A 13,219-nucleotide genomic window follows, 5' to 3' on the forward strand; every position below is an offset into this window, starting at 1 on the left:
ATGACCGTCACGACGCTTCCAAGCCTCAGCCTCGGCCCGGTTCTTTACCTCTGGGACGGACCGAAATGGCGCGATTTCTATTTCCGCATCGCCGACGAGGCACCGATCGCCCACGTGGTCATCGGCGAGACGGTCTGCTCGAAACGGCTGCATTTTATCGAGCCGCATGTCACCGAAGTGGTCGAGCGGCTGGAGCGCGCAGGCAAAAGCGTCAGCCTCGCCTCGCTGGCGCTCGTCACGCTCGAACGCGAAAGCCAGGTCGTGCGCGCGTTGGTGCGCGACAGCGCGCACCCGGTCGAAGCCAACGACCTGTCGGCGCTCGGGTTGCTGGCCGGCAAACCACACTCCGTCGGCCCGTTGATCAACGTTTATAACGGCGCCACCGCACGGCTGCTCGCCTCGCGCGGCGCCACGAGCATCTGCCTGCCGCCGGAACTGCCGATGACATCCGTGGGCGAAATCGTTCGCGATGCACACGGCGTATCGTTCGAGATATTCGCGTTCGGACGTGTTCCGCTGGCGATCTCGGCCCGCTGCGCGCATGCCCGGTCCAAGGGGCTGGTCAAGGACAATTGCCAGTTCATCTGCGGCGACGATCCGGATGGGCTCACGGTAGAAACGCTCGACCGTCAGCCTTTTCTCGTCCTGAATGGCGTGCAGACCGTATCGCACACATGCCAGGCGCTGATCCAGGAGCTGCCGGAACTGGCGGCCGCGGGCATTTCGCGGATCCGCCTTTCGCCGCAGGACTGCGACATGGTCTCCGTCGCCCGAGCCTTCGACGACGCAATCGCCGGCAGGTCCGCACCCGCCGATGCCATCGCCCGTCTTCAAGAGGCCTATCCCGGCGCGCAGCTTTCGAACGGGTTCCACTACGCCCGGCAAGGAGCCGCCTGGATCGCAGGCAACGCATCAACTTAGCCGGAGTCTCACCATGACACGTGAATTCGACATGCTCGCAGATGGGACCGCAAATGATGAAAATCTCGTGACCGTGATCAGCCAGATCCGCAGGTTGATCGATGGAGCTTCGCTCGAATGCGGCTGCCGCACACGCGTCGACGAATTGCTGCTTCGCTTCGAGAGCCTGACGGCGAGGCAACGCGAAAAACGCATGCTCAACCAGGCCCGGCGCCAGCGGCGCCGCATCGCCACGATCATGGAATTGCTTCACGAGCTTGACGAGATCGGCTATGGGGATGCCGACCGCAGCGTGCTGGTGGAAGCGCGGCTGCTTTTCGAGGACATTGCCGAAGCCGCGCTGCAAGGGGCGCGGCTGCTCAATGCCACCGCCGCGTTGCCGAGTTCGAAGGCGGGCGTGCGATGAACACGATTAGACTTTCGGGATCGGGTTCTGTTGTACGCGATCTGGAGACGGCGAATGAACCTTCCGCTGCGTATCCTTTGCCTGTGCCTTGGTTGGCTGATGGTCGGGTTCGCCATCGCAGGCGTGTTCCTGCCGCTATTGCCCACCACGCCTTTCCTGCTCTTGGCGGCGGGCCTGTTCGCCCGGGCGTCTCCCCGGCTTGAGCGCTGGCTCGTCGAGCATCCCGTTTTCGGCCATTCGCTGCGCCTCTGGCGGGAAAAGGGTGCGATCGCGGTGAGGGCGAAGTTCACCGCCGTCGCCCTGATCGTCGCAAGTTTCGGTCTCTTCTGTCTTTTCAGCGCGCCGGACGCGATGCTTGCGGCCATCGTCGCGGCTGTGATGGCGCTCCCCGTCGCCTTCATCCTCACACGCCCGAGCAATTGACGCCGATCCAGTTGCGTCAGAAATTGCTCGCGTGCAGTTCCTTCATCGCCTGACGCAGTTCGTCGATCGGAGTCGAACTGGTGGTGCTTTCGCCTTCCAGTTCCGGCGGCATCTTCCAGCCCGGATCAATTCCTTGCATGTTCGGCAGCTCGTGGGCGATGCCCTTGTGGCAATCGATGCAGGTCGCCCGGCCGGGAAGCAGGTAGCGGGTGTGGATTGCCGCCGCCCGCTCGGTCTGTCTCTGTAGGTCCATCGCCACGGCGGAATGGCAATTGCGGCACTCGAGACTGTCGTTTGCCTTCAGCCGCGCCCATTCATGCTGGGCGAGTTCCAACCGGTGCTCGAGGAATTTCGGGCGTGTATTGATCGTCCCGAAAATCTTGCCCCAGACCTCCTTCGACGCCTGCATCTTGCGGGCGATCTTGTCGGTCCAGTTGTGCGGCACATGACAGTCCGGGCAGGTGGCCCTGACCCCGGAGCGGTTGGAGAAGTGGATCGTCCGCGTCAGCTCCTGGTAGACGTTGTCGCGCATCTCGTGGCAGGAGGTGCAGAAGGTCTCGGTGTTGGTCAGCTCCAGCGCGGTGTTGAAGGCACCCCAGAACATCACGCCGCCGACGAAGCCGCCGAGCGTCAGAAAGCCGAGGCTCAGTGTTCCTGCCGGCGTGCTGACGACGTGCCACGCCCAGAGGACGAGTTTCCTGATCCATTCCATGGCGTCACTCGCTTCCCGCCGGCCTGGCGCCCAGCTCGCTCATATCCCTGAAAGTGCTGCCGACGAGTGGCTTGGCGTCGGCCTGCGGCACGTGGCAGGCGGTGCAGAAATAACGCCGCGGCGACACGTCCGCGAGCATCTGGCCCTCGCGGGTCATGTAGTGGGTGACGCTGATCATCGGCGCGCCGGATTCCTGGGTGAACTCGCGCCTGTGGCAGGAGAGACACCGGTTGGTGTTGACCGAGAGCTGATAGCCCTCGATCGAATGCGGGATGACCGGGGGCTGATCGGGATAGGCGCGCTGCCTGCGGACGTCATCGACGATCCACTTCGGCAACGGCGCCGCGGGGCCTGTCTCCATCGGGGGCGTGCGCCCCACCAACTGCGGCATTACCGTGGGTAACACCTGGGCAATCGCGGTTGTCGTGACGAACAGCAGAAGTCCTGCCACGACCACCATCCATTCAGGCCGCCTTAGACGGCGACGGGGATTATCTTGACCGCGCATTTTTTGTAATCCGTCTGTTTGGAGATGGGATCGGTGGCGTCGAGGGTAACCTTGTTGATGAGCTTGCTGGCGTCGAACCACGGGACGAAGATGACGCCCGGCGGCATGCGGTTGCGGCCGCGCGTATCGATACGGGCGCGCATCTCGCCGCGCCGGGAAACGATCCTGACTTCGGCGCCCTGATTGATGCCGCGCTTGCGGGCATCGTCCGCATTCATGAAGCAGACGGCGCCCGGGAAGGCCCTGAAGAGCTCGGGAACGCGCAAGGTCATCGAACCGGAATGCCAGTGCTCCAGCACGCGGCCGGTCACCAGCCAGATGTCGTATTCCTCATCGGGCGGTTCGGCCGGCGGCTCGTAGGGCAGGGCGATGATGACCGCCTTGCCGTCCGGCTGGCCGTAGAAGTTCACGCCCTCCCCCGGCTTGACAAAGGGATCGAAACCTTCGCGATAGCGCCAGAGCGTCTCCTTGCCGTCGACCACCGGCCAGCGCAGCCCGCGCACCTCGTGGTACATGTTGAAGGGTGCGAGATCGTGGCCGTGGCCGCGCCCGAAGGTGGCATATTCCTCGAACAAGCCCTTTTGGATGTAGAAGCCGAAGGCTTTGGCCTCTTGGTTGTCGTAGGCCGGATCAATTTCGCTCAAAGGGAAGCGATCCACTTCGCCGTTGCGGAAGATCACGTCGTACAAGGTTTTGCCGCGATATTCGGGGTTTGACTCGAGAATGTCAGCAGGCCAGACCTCGTCGGTCGTAAAGCGCTTGGAGAATTCCGCGATCTGCCAAAGGTCCGAGCGGGCCTCGCCGGGGGCCTGGACGAGTTGGCGCCAGAGCTGGGTGCGACGTTCTGCGTTGCCGTAGCCCCCCTCCTTTTCCACCCACATGGCGGCCGGCAGGATCAGGTCGGCGCTCATCGCGGTGATCGTCGGGTAGGCGTCTGAGACGACAATGAAGTTGTCCGGGTTGCGATAGCCCTGCCAGGTCTCGTTGCTGGTGTTTGGTGCGGCCTGGATGTTGTTGTTGACCTGCACCCAGTAGAAATTGAGCTTGCCGTCCTTGAGCATGCGATCCTGCTGGACGGCGTGATAACCCGGCTTGTCGGGGATAATTCCCTTTGGGATGCGCCAGATCTCCTCGGCACGCTCTCGATGTTTGGGATTGGTCACCACCATGTCGGCCGGAAGCCGATGGGCGAAGGTGCCGACCTCGCGCGCGGTGCCGCAGGCGGACGGTTGGCCGGTCAGCGAGAACGGGCTGTTGCCGGGCTCCGAGATCTTTCCCGTCAACAGGTGAATGTTGTAGACCATCTGGTTTGCCCAGACGCCGCGCACATGCTGGTTGAAGCCCATGGTCCAGAGCGACATGACCTTGCGGTCGGGATCGGCATAGAGTTCCGCCAACTGCTCGAGGAAGCCGCGATCGACGCCGGTCAATTCCGCCGTCTTCTCCAACGTGTAATCGGAAACGAATGCCTTGAAGGCTTCAAAGTCGATCGGCTCCACCTTCGTCGGATCGGCCGCATTGGCAGCCGCCTTTTCCAATGGATGTTCCGGTCGCAGGCCATAGCCGATGTCGGTGACGCCACGGACGAAACGCGTGTGGCGCTGCACGAAGTCCTGATTGACCCGACCGGTCTGGATGATGTGATTGGCGATGTAGTTGAGGATTGCCAGATCCGTTCCCGGCTTGAAGATGATCGGGATGTCGGCAAGGTCCATGCTGCGGTGGGTAAAGGTGGAAAGCACGGCGACACGGACATGAGGCTGCCCCAGTCTGCGGTCAGCGACCCGCGTCCACAGGATCGGGTGCATTTCGGCCATGTTCGAGCCCCACAGCACGAAGGCGTCGGCGTGCTCGAAATCGTCATAGACGCCCATCGGCTCGTCCATGCCGAAGGTGCGCATGAAGGCATAGGCCGCCGACGCCATGCAGTGGCGGGCATTGGGGTCGAGATTGTTGGAGCGGAAGCCGGCGCGCATCAGTTTCGTCGCCGCATAGCCCTCGAAGATCGTCCACTGCCCGGAGCCGAACATGCCGACGGCCATCGGTCCCTTTTCCTTCAGAACCCTCTTCGCCTGCTCCGCCATGACGTCGAAGGCTTCGTCCCAGCTCACCGGCTCGAACTCGCCGTCCTTGGCGTAGGCGCCGTTCCGCTTGCGCAGGAGCGGCGTCTTCAGCCGGTCGGCTCCATACATGATCTTCGACAGGAAGTAGCCCTTGATGCAGTTGAGGCCGCGGTTGACCTCCGCCTGCATGTCGCCGTGCGTGGCGACCACCTGCCCTTCCTTCACGCCCACCATCACGCCGCAACCGGTGCCGCAGAAACGGCATGGCGCCTTTGACCACTTGATCTCCAGCGCGGTCACGCCACCGGGAACGGGTTGCGCTGCGGCGGGAAGCGCGATGCCCGCGGTGGCCGCCGCTATGCCGGCCGCATGGGCCTTGAGGATGTCACGCCGCGTCAGTTCGCCGGTCATTGCCGATCTCCTCTTTCTCGACATGCTCGAACACCATGTTGGCCGCCACCACGCCCTCGAGCGTGGAAATCTGCGACAGGCATTCGCCGAGCATGCCCGTGCTCGTTCCTTCGATGACCACCACGATCTTGCCGCCCTGATGGCCGTAAACCTCGACATTCTTCATTCTGGAAAGCGTCGCCAATACCTGCTCTTCCATCGCCGGAACGGCGACGACGACAGCGCTCGACACATGATAGTCGCTCGGTGTGTCAGACATTGGCGCCCTCCTCTTTCCGTGCAGAAACCTGGACAGCGCCGACCGGACAGATGCCGACGCAGGCGCCGCAGCCGCTGCAGGCGTCTTCGTCGACGACCGGCAGAAAAGGTCCGCCGATCCGCGGCTGGAAGCGGATCGCCTGTTCCGGACAGCTGTCGCGGCAGGACTGACAGGCGACACTGTTCTTCGCCAGGCAATGATCGGCGATCGCCGCCACATGCTGGAAGCGCTTTACGTCGGCAAACTCAAAGACCGGCTCCGGACAGGCGCTCCGGCAATCGCCGCAGAAGGTGCACTCGCCGAGGGAAAAATCGAGCGACGGCCGTTCGCCGGCAAGGTTGATGATGTGCGTCGGACAGGCATCTACACAGCGGCCGCAACCGGTGCAGGCGGCGAGGCTCTCCGGCGTCACGCCCGGCGGACAGATCCGTTCGGGCTCAGGCGCGCCGCGGCCGAAGAGCAGGTCTCGTCTGGAAATCGTCGCAACCGCCATAACGCACCTCAATGCGGCGCCGGCGGCGGACCGGGCGGTCCGAAGACGAGCTGGAACATCCAGACGATGAAGCCATAGCCGCCGACGACAGCGACGGCGAGCAGAGGCCAGATGCCGAAGGCCAGCACAAGAAATGTCAGAAGTTCGCGTCGCCGGGATTGCGGCGGCCGTGCCGTCAGTTGCTGCGGAGATAACTCTGACACGCTAACATCCCCCGTTGATGTCACTCGCCAGCATAGTAACAATCCCTGACGGGAAAGAAAGAAAAATATACTAGACTTTCCTCCTCAAGAAAAGAAATAACACCTATCAATTCAAAGGGATATTTTACCCGGGCAAATATGGGGTTTCTCTTGCGAGTAAACGCCCCGCCGGCCTTTGGTATTTTCGAAATAACGCACATTCTACAACGTCAGCGCGCGGAAACCGCCGGCGGCGCGGCGAGTCGGAGAACGAAAGGCCGGCGCGGCGTTCGCGTCGCACCGGCCATTACCCGGTTGGTGGATGTCGCCCGCTGTCGACGGACGCCGCCGCTTATAGCGCCAACGCCGTGAAGGCGGCGTTGAGGCGCTCCTGCGCTTTCTTCGGGTTCTTCGCCCCCTTCGCTGCGTCGAGATTGGCCGGGCCGTCGCCGACCTGCACGACGCCCACCATGCCCATGCCGTAGTGCGGCGTGCACTTCACGCCATAGACGCCCGGAGTGGTGAACGTCACCTTGTAGTTCTCGTTGACCTTGCTCTTCAGCGCTTCGGCACCATCCGGCAGCATGCCCTTGATCGTCTCGACATTGTGGCCCTTGTCGGTCGGGATGAAGGTCACGGTATCGCCGGCGGCGATCCTCAGCGAAGCCGGCTCAAAGACCATCACGCCGTCCTCGCCCTTGTTGAGCATGTGCACTTCAAAGTCTGCCGCAAGCGCAGGGGTGGTGATCAGCATTGCCAGCGCGGCGAGGCCAAGGCCCTTCTTCATCCCAAGGCCCTTTTTCATCATTGTCAGCATTTTATCTTCTCCGTTGAACCACCGACCCTTGCCGTGGTTGTCGCCTCGGAAATAGGCCGATGCCGACCTGCCGACTTTGACGCGCGTCAAATAACGCGACGATGATGGTCGGGGGCCTGTCTCCGCTCGTGCATGTGAACCGCGGTGGCGCGATCGGCCGCTTTTGCCTGACATTTGAGCTCCGAACGCGATTTTCGACGGATGTTCCGTCGCCCGAGATCATTGACAGATTTCGTCTGTCGGATTATAACTGACGAAATTCGAAAATCGTCACTCGTAAATCGTGAGATGAAATGAGCGAACTCGCAGACATCGGCGCCGATGCTACCAGGCAGGAAAACGTGACGCGGATCCTCGATTCCGCCGAGCGGCTGTTTAGGCATTACGGCTACAGCAAGACGAATGTGGCCGACATCGCCCGTGACCTCGAAATGTCGCCGGCCAATATCTACCGTTTCTTCACTTCGAAGACAGAGATCCACCAGGCGCTTTGCGCGCGCATGCTGGCTGCAAGCTACCAGCAGGCTCTCGATAATTCCCGTCTTCCTTTAAGCGCCGCCGAGCGGCTCCGTCGCCATGCACAGGGCCAGCACAAGATGACGGTCGAGACCATGCTCGACGAGCAGAAAGTCCACGAAATGGTCGTCGTCGCCATCGAGCGGGACTGGCACGTCATCGAGAAGCACATCGACCGCTTGGACGGGCTTCTTGCCGATATCATCCGCGAAGGCATCGCAGCCGGCGAATTCGCCGATCAGGACCCGGCAAAGGCTGCCAGGTGCTTCGGCGCCAGCATTGTGACGCTCTGTCATCCGCAGATCGTCGCCCAGTGCCTCGCGAAGGAAAACCGCGCGACGCCCGACGAACTGATCGAATTCGCGATCAGAGCACTGAAGAAATAATCGAGCCAAAAATATTCAAGCCGCGTGGCGGCAGACAGGATCAGGAGTGCCAGAGATGTTTTCACCAAAGGCCCTCGAAATGAGAACCGCGCTCGTCGCCAGGCTCGCGGCCGTGCTTGCCATCGCCGTCGCCCTCTCCGCCTGCTCGGAAGAGAAGGTGGAGACCAAGGAGATCATCCGGCCGGTCAAGGTCGTCGAGATCGCCGCGGCCGGCAATCAGCGCGAACTCGACTATTCCGGCTCGGTGAAGGCGCGCACGGAGATGAATCTCGGCTTCCGTGTCGGCGGCAAGATCACCGAAAGGCTCGCTAATATCGGCGACCGGGTGAAGCCGGGCGACCTGCTCGCCCGCATCGATCCGACCGATTATGAGCTCGCCGTGAAAAGCGCCGTAGCCAACCTCGCCGCCGCTGAAAAGCAGGTGGAAACGACAGCGCTCACCAAGATGCGGGCGGAGCAGCTTTTCACCCGCGAATTCTCGTCCAAGGCCCAGCTCGATCAGGCGACGCTTCTTTACGATCAGGCGGCCTCCACACGGGACGCCGCCGCCTCGTCGCTCGACCAGGCAAGGAACCAGGTCGCCTACACGGATCTGAAATCCGACCAGAACGGCATCGTCACCGCGATCAACGCCGATATCGGCCAGGTCGTCGGCACCGGCACGCCGGTGGTGACGGTCGCCGTCGATGGCGAGAAGGAAGTGCAGATCGCCGTGCCCGAGATGGATATCTCCGAATTCAAGCCGGGCAAGACGGTCAAGGCGCGCTTCTGGTCTGACGACGCGCTCGTGCTCGACGGCAACGTGCGCGAGGTCTCCGGCAGCGCGGACCAGCAGTCGCGAACCTTTTCCGTGCGCATAAGCCTCCCGACAGACCCGCGCGTGCTGCTCGGCATGACAGCCACGATCGAGGCCGTCGCCGCCAACTCGCAGCCGTCGGTCTCCATCCCGTTAAGCGCGCTTGCCGAGAGGGACGGCCGGAAGCTCGTCTGGGTGGTCGATCGTGAACGCTCGACGGTGCATGCGCGCGACGTGAAACTCGCCGAATTCACCGGCGATGGCGTTCGCATCGCCGAAGGGCTTGAGCAGGGCGATCTCGTCGTTGCCGCCGGCACCCAGTTCATGACGGAAGACCTGAAGGTGAAGCTGCCGGCAGCCGAACAGCAAGCCGCACTCACCGAAACGGGCGAAGTCCTTCGCTAATCCCCCATTTATCGATAGAACGGAACGACGGCCATGCACGCCTCCACTGAGGACAGGAAACCATTCAACCTCTCGCGCTGGGCGATCGGCCACCCGAGCATTGCGCGCTTCCTCTTCGCGCTGATCATCATCACCGGCGCGCTTGGCCTCTTACGCATGGGCCAGCGCGAAGACCCGGAGTTCACCTTCCGCGTCATGGTCATCCAGGCCGTCTGGCCGGGCGCGTCGATAGAGGAGATGCAGGACCAGGTCGTCAACAAGATCGAGCGCAAGCTGCAGGAAACGCCGCATCTCGATTTCGTGCGCTCCTACACGCGCGCCGGCAGCGCCATCATCACGCTGCAGGTCGAGGGCGACACCAATGCCGAAGAGGTGGCCGACGCCTTCTACCAGGTGCGCAAGAAAGTCGGCGACATCGACAACGAGCTGCCGGAAGGCCTGCTCGGCCCCTATTTCAACGACGAGTTCGGCGACACCTTCATCACGCTCCACTCGATCAGCGGCGACGGCTACAGCTATCCGGAGCTCAAGAAGTTCGCGATCCAGGGCCGCGACATGCTCTTGACGACGCCCGGCGTCGAAAAGGTCTCGATCATCGGCGACCAGCCGGAGAAGATCTATATCGACGTTTCGTCCAAGGCGCTCGCGGAACGCGGTCTGACGCTCAACGATCTGCGCAGCGCGATCGTCGGCCAGAACAATGTCGATCTGGCCGGCTCCGTCGACACCGGCACACGCTCGGTGCGCATTTCCGTTGAAGGCGGCGTCGACCGCGCCGAGGACATCCGTGCGCTGAGATTGCGAGCCGGGAGCCAGGTGATCCGGCTCGGCGATATCGCCAGCGTCACCTCCGGACTGGAAGACCCCTACTCGCGCAAATTCCGCTTCAACGGTCACGACGGCGTCCAGATCGGCGTGGTCATGGCGAAAGGCTTCAATGTCACCGACGTCGGCAAGGCGGTGGAAGCGACCTATGAGCGCTTCGAATCCGCGCTTCCCTATGGCGTCTCCGTCGACCAGATCGCCAACCAGCCTGAAGTCGTGACCGACGCGATCAGCGAGTTCATGCATGCCCTCGGCGAGGCGCTGATCATCGTGCTCGTCGTCTCCTTCCTGTCGATCGGCTGGCGCTCCGGCCTCGTCATCGCGATCGCCATCCCGCTCGTGCTCGCCGCCACCTTCGCGATCATGTACGAACTCGGCATCGACCTGCAGCGCATCTCGCTCGGCGCGCTGATCATCGCGCTCGGCCTGCTCGTCGACGACGCGATGATCGTCGTCGAGATGATGGAGCGCAAGCTCGAGGAAGGCCTTGTGAAGATCGAGGCGGCGAGCTTCGCCTATTCCTCGACCGCCTTCCCGATGCTGACCGGTACGCTGATCACGACCGCCGGCTTCATCCCGGTCGGCTTCGCCGAGTCGACCGCTGGCGAATATGTGCGCTCGCTCTTTTATGTCGTCGGCATCGCCCTGGTGGTCTCCTGGTTCGTAGCCGTCTATTTCACGCCCTGGCTCGGCTACATGATCCTCAAGCAGCGCCATCATGCCGGCAGCCACCACGATGTCTTCGACACGCGCTTCTACCGGCGCCTGCGCGCGACGGTCAGTTGGGCGGTGCGCCACAGGGTCATCGTGCTCGTCATGACGCTCGCGACCTTCATGGCAAGCCTCTGGGCATTCCAGTTCATCCCGAAGAACTTCTTCCCGCAGTCGTCGCGGCCGGAAATCCTGGTCGATCTGTGGCTGCCGGAAGGAACCAGCATCAAGGAGGTCGAGAAGCAGGCCAAGGCGCTCGAGGCGCGGATGATGGACGACGAGGACAAGCGCTTCATCGCCACCTATATCGGCGAGGGCGCGCCGCGCTTCTTCCTGCCGCTCGACCAGCAGCTCCGCAATCCGAACTTCGCCCAGCTGCTCGTCATGGCGAAGGACGAACCGGCCCGCGAACGGCTGATTGCCAAGCTGCGCACGGTTCTCGCCGAGGACTTCCCGTCGATCCGCGCCAAGGTCGACCGGCTGTTCCTCGGCCCGCCGACCGGCTGGCCCGTGCAGTTGCGCGTGATGGGGCCGGACCGCGCCGAAGTCCGCCGCATCGCCGATCAGGTGAAGGCGAAGTTCAACGAGAACCCCCTGCTCGGCGCCGTCCACGACGACTGGCTGGAGCCGGTGCCGGCGATGAAGCTGGTGATCGACCAGGATCGGGCCCGGGCGCTGGGCGTCACCTCGCAGCGCATCCGCCAGATGCTGCAGGCATCGATGACCGGCGTGCCGCTCGACAATTTCCGCGACGGCGAGGAAACCGTCTCGATCGTCGCGCGGGAGCCGGATGGCAATCGCCAGCTGCTTTCGGCCGTCAACTCGGTCTATGTCCCAACCGATTTCGGCGGCTTCGTGCCGGTATCGCAGGTCGCCAAGGTTGTTCCGGTCATGGAACAGGGCATCGAATGGCGCCGCGATCGCCTGCCGACGATCACGGTCCGCGCCACGCTGCCCGACGGCGTGCAGTCGAACGACGTGACGATGAAACTCTATGACGAGCTTCAGGGGCTGAGAAACGGCCTCGCCCCCGGCTACAAGGTCGAGATCCAGGGCGGCGCCGAAGACAGCGCCGAAAGCCAGGCCTCGATCGCCGCCAAGGCGCCGATCATGCTGGTCGTCATCGTCGTGCTGCTGATGGCGCAGCTCCAGCACTTCGGCAAGGCGATGCTGGTGCTTGCGACCGGTCCGCTCGGCATCATCGGCGCGGCCGCCGCGCTCTTGATCAGCGGCGCGCCCTTCGGCTTCGTCGCCATTCTCGGCGTCATCGCGCTGCTCGGCATCATCATCCGCAACTCGATCATCCTCGTCGACCAGATCGACCAGGACATCGCGGCCGGCATGGAGCGCGCCGAGGCGATCATCGGCGCGGCGGTTCGCCGCTTCCGGCCGATCATGCTCACCGCACTGACGGCGGTGCTTGCGCTGATCCCGATCTCGCGCGGCGTGTTCTGGGGCCCGCTTGCCTATGCCATGATGGGCGGCATCCTCGTTGCGACGGTGCTGACCATCCTGGTGCTGCCGGCCGGCTACGCGATGTTCTTCGGCCGGGAGCCGAAGGCACGAAAGGTGCAGCCGGAAGCAGCCGAGCAGCGCACCGAAGACGATGATGAGGAAGAGCGCTATCCGACGCCGATCGCCGCAGAGTAAACTCAGCCGCCATCATTCCTGATGCGCCAGCCGGAAGAGAAGCCGGCTGGCGCAGTCGCTCAGCCGAGGTGGTGGCGCTCCTGAAGACCGTAGGCCGGGGTCGGAATGCCCTCGCAGCGGGCCTTCAACGCACCGCGCCGTGGGCGCGAGTGTGCGCATGGGAATGTAAAGGAAGGCGAAGCCGAAGAGCGGGGACGCGATGACCCGCCTCGGGTGCTTGTCTCCGGAACCGGTACGCAACCCGGACTCCGCTTCATCCGGGCCGACGCAAATGCCCTTGATCGGCCGGATCGGCCGCGCGCATCAATCGTCGAGGCGGAAGCCCACCTTCATGACGACCTGGTAATGCGCCACCTCTCCGTTGACTATCTGTCCCCGGATTTGGTCGACTTCGAACCAGTCGAGATTCCGCATGGTTTTCGAGGCGCGCGAAATCGCCGTTTCGATCGCCTCGTTGACCGAGGTCTTCGAGCTTCCGATCAACTCTATCTTCTTGTAGACGTGCCCGCTCACAATAACCTCCTCCGGGTTCTGATTGATCCCGCTTCTGAACATCGCCCTCGCGTTTGTGGCGAAGAGAGCGGCTCAGCACGCCGCGCTCTCACGCTCGATTGCCGAGGTCGATAGCAGTCAGCATGCGCCCGTTGGTTCGCGATTGCCAGCCGACGCATGCGGAATTCGGAGAGTTCGCCGGTTACCGCCGCGGATCGACGAACGCCAGGCGAGGTCGGCGTG

General features: G+C 63.1%; 14 protein-coding genes. 6 read left to right on the forward strand and 8 right to left on the reverse strand.

Annotation, left to right across the window (positions count from 1 at the left end; genetic code table 11):
- From ubiV to RB548_RS31975, 3 genes are read left to right on the forward strand one after another with little or no spacing between them, the layout of a single operon-like run.
- Positions 1-921 carry a ubiquinone anaerobic biosynthesis protein UbiV gene (gene ubiV / locus RB548_RS31965; RefSeq protein WP_331376378.1) on the forward strand — a complete coding sequence of 307 codons (921 nt, stop codon included), beginning with the start codon at positions 1-3 and terminating at the stop codon, positions 919-921.
- A gap of 13 nt (positions 922-934) precedes the next feature.
- Positions 935-1,327, forward strand: coding sequence for a hypothetical protein (locus RB548_RS31970; protein WP_331376379.1), 393 nt, complete (start codon positions 935-937; stop codon positions 1,325-1,327).
- 54 nt (positions 1,328-1,381) lie between these two features.
- Positions 1,382-1,750 carry a YbaN family protein gene (locus RB548_RS31975; RefSeq protein ID WP_331376380.1) on the forward strand — a complete coding sequence of 123 codons (369 nt, stop codon included), beginning with the start codon at positions 1,382-1,384 and terminating at the stop codon, positions 1,748-1,750.
- A gap of 16 nt (positions 1,751-1,766) precedes the next feature.
- Here the strand turns inward: RB548_RS31975 and RB548_RS31980 are convergent, their stop codons facing one another.
- The 7 genes from RB548_RS31980 to RB548_RS32010 form a co-directional block, all read right to left on the reverse strand.
- Positions 1,767-2,462, reverse strand: a complete 696-nt coding sequence (locus RB548_RS31980; RefSeq protein ID WP_331376381.1) for a NapC/NirT family cytochrome c — start codon at positions 2,460-2,462, stop codon at positions 1,767-1,769.
- Positions 2,463-2,466: 4 nt separating this feature from the next.
- A complete protein-coding gene (locus tag RB548_RS31985; RefSeq protein ID WP_331376382.1) occupies positions 2,467-2,970 on the reverse strand; it encodes a nitrate reductase cytochrome c-type subunit in 504 nt (167 codons plus the stop codon).
- Positions 2,937-5,444 carry a periplasmic nitrate reductase subunit alpha gene (gene napA / locus RB548_RS31990; RefSeq protein ID WP_331376383.1) on the reverse strand — a complete coding sequence of 836 codons (2,508 nt, stop codon included), beginning with the start codon at positions 5,442-5,444 and terminating at the stop codon, positions 2,937-2,939. Before napA ends, RB548_RS31985 begins: the two co-directional genes overlap by 34 nt.
- A complete protein-coding gene (locus RB548_RS31995; RefSeq protein WP_331376384.1) occupies positions 5,419-5,703 on the reverse strand; it encodes a chaperone NapD in 285 nt (94 codons plus the stop codon). Before RB548_RS31995 ends, napA begins: the two co-directional genes overlap by 26 nt.
- Positions 5,696-6,196 (reverse strand): ferredoxin-type protein NapF, encoded by a 501-nt coding sequence (locus RB548_RS32000; protein ID WP_331376385.1) that lies wholly within the window; start codon positions 6,194-6,196, stop codon positions 5,696-5,698. The genes RB548_RS31995 and RB548_RS32000 overlap by 8 nt, the downstream gene beginning before the upstream one ends.
- Before the next feature lie 8 nt (positions 6,197-6,204).
- On the reverse strand, positions 6,205-6,399 hold the full coding sequence (gene napE, locus RB548_RS32005; RefSeq protein ID WP_331376386.1) for a periplasmic nitrate reductase, NapE protein: 195 nt from the start codon (positions 6,397-6,399) through the stop codon (positions 6,205-6,207).
- A gap of 331 nt (positions 6,400-6,730) precedes the next feature.
- Positions 6,731-7,186, reverse strand: a complete 456-nt coding sequence (locus tag RB548_RS32010) for a pseudoazurin (protein ID WP_408642511.1) — start codon at positions 7,184-7,186, stop codon at positions 6,731-6,733.
- 302 nt (positions 7,187-7,488) lie between these two features.
- On the opposite strand from RB548_RS32010, the gene RB548_RS32015 reads away from it, so the two are divergent.
- From RB548_RS32015 to RB548_RS32025, 3 genes are read left to right on the forward strand one after another with little or no spacing between them, the layout of a single operon-like run.
- Entirely contained in the window at positions 7,489-8,097 is a 609-nt protein-coding gene (locus tag RB548_RS32015) for a TetR family transcriptional regulator (protein ID WP_331376387.1), read from the forward strand.
- A 55-nt stretch (positions 8,098-8,152) separates the two neighbouring features.
- A complete protein-coding gene (locus RB548_RS32020; RefSeq protein WP_331376388.1) occupies positions 8,153-9,298 on the forward strand; it encodes an efflux RND transporter periplasmic adaptor subunit in 1,146 nt (381 codons plus the stop codon).
- Positions 9,299-9,331: 33 nt separating this feature from the next.
- Entirely contained in the window at positions 9,332-12,484 is a 3,153-nt protein-coding gene (locus RB548_RS32025) for an efflux RND transporter permease subunit (protein WP_331376389.1), read from the forward strand.
- 303 nt (positions 12,485-12,787) lie between these two features.
- Here RB548_RS32025 and RB548_RS32030 read toward each other — a convergent pair whose 3' ends face one another.
- Positions 12,788-12,997 carry a dodecin gene (locus tag RB548_RS32030; protein ID WP_283964650.1) on the reverse strand — a complete coding sequence of 70 codons (210 nt, stop codon included), beginning with the start codon at positions 12,995-12,997 and terminating at the stop codon, positions 12,788-12,790.
- Between the last annotated feature and the right edge of the window lie 222 nt (positions 12,998-13,219).

It is taken from the genome of Sinorhizobium chiapasense (assembly GCF_036488675.1).
Lineage (GTDB): Bacteria > Pseudomonadota > Alphaproteobacteria > Rhizobiales > Rhizobiaceae > Sinorhizobium > Sinorhizobium chiapasense.

What these genes read in the sequence shown, in the direction of transcription:
- RB548_RS31980 (WP_331376381.1), bottom strand. Translation starts at nt 2,462, where the DNA reads ATGGAATGGATCAGGAAACTCGTCCTCTGGGCGTGGCACGTCGTCAGC.
- napA (WP_331376383.1), bottom strand. Translation starts at nt 5,444, where the DNA reads ATGACCGGCGAACTGACGCGGCGTGACATCCTCAAGGCCCATGCGGCC.
- RB548_RS32000 (WP_331376385.1), bottom strand. Translation starts at nt 6,196, where the DNA reads ATGGCGGTTGCGACGATTTCCAGACGAGACCTGCTCTTCGGCCGCGGC.
- RB548_RS32015 (WP_331376387.1), top strand. Translation starts at nt 7,489, where the DNA reads ATGAGCGAACTCGCAGACATCGGCGCCGATGCTACCAGGCAGGAAAAC.
- ubiV (WP_331376378.1), top strand. Translation starts at nt 1, where the DNA reads ATGACCGTCACGACGCTTCCAAGCCTCAGCCTCGGCCCGGTTCTTTAC.
- RB548_RS32020 (WP_331376388.1), top strand. Translation starts at nt 8,153, where the DNA reads ATGTTTTCACCAAAGGCCCTCGAAATGAGAACCGCGCTCGTCGCCAGG.
- RB548_RS32010 (WP_408642511.1), bottom strand. Translation starts at nt 7,186, where the DNA reads ATGATGAAAAAGGGCCTTGGGATGAAGAAGGGCCTTGGCCTCGCCGCG.
- RB548_RS31975 (WP_331376380.1), top strand. Translation starts at nt 1,382, where the DNA reads ATGAACCTTCCGCTGCGTATCCTTTGCCTGTGCCTTGGTTGGCTGATG.
- RB548_RS32025 (WP_331376389.1), top strand. Translation starts at nt 9,332, where the DNA reads ATGCACGCCTCCACTGAGGACAGGAAACCATTCAACCTCTCGCGCTGG.
- RB548_RS31995 (WP_331376384.1), bottom strand. Translation starts at nt 5,703, where the DNA reads ATGTCTGACACACCGAGCGACTATCATGTGTCGAGCGCTGTCGTCGTC.
- RB548_RS31970 (WP_331376379.1), top strand. Translation starts at nt 935, where the DNA reads ATGACACGTGAATTCGACATGCTCGCAGATGGGACCGCAAATGATGAA.
- RB548_RS31985 (WP_331376382.1), bottom strand. Translation starts at nt 2,970, where the DNA reads ATGCGCGGTCAAGATAATCCCCGTCGCCGTCTAAGGCGGCCTGAATGG.